Origin of the sequence: Psychrobacter coccoides, assembly GCF_017498085.1 — a bacterium.
Taxonomy (GTDB): domain Bacteria; phylum Pseudomonadota; class Gammaproteobacteria; order Pseudomonadales; family Moraxellaceae; genus Psychrobacter; species Psychrobacter coccoides.
The window spans coordinates 1-293 of record NZ_JAGBKM010000065.1; the positions used below are offsets into that span (position 1 = coordinate 1).

A 293-nucleotide genomic window follows, 5' to 3' on the forward strand; every position below is an offset into this window, starting at 1 on the left:
GCTTTTTTAAACTGTTTACGGGATTTAGCGTGAACCTCACTGATCGCTTGCAAGGTTTGACTGTGCAGATTCAGGTAGTCACCCGCCCCTTTAGTATAAGCGGCCAAATCATAGGCTGAAAAGAATTTACCTGTACGCTTAAGGTGTTTAAAACTTAGCTCATTGACGTAATTCCACACAAAGTTAACCGACCCAGCCAAGATATTGAGCTGCTTGGCGTGTTTGTCTTTGATGCGTAGTTTGAGCGTTTTCATGGATTAATTATGATCTCAATGCGTTTGGTTATCAAGGCA

Annotated in this window: 1 pseudogene; it reads right to left on the bottom strand. The window is 42.0% G+C overall.

Annotation, left to right across the window (positions count from 1 at the left end):
- Positions 1-254: pseudogene (locus J3492_RS13085) on the bottom strand (RNA-guided endonuclease InsQ/TnpB family protein); the annotation flags it as partial.
- Between the last annotated feature and the right edge of the window lie 39 nt (positions 255-293).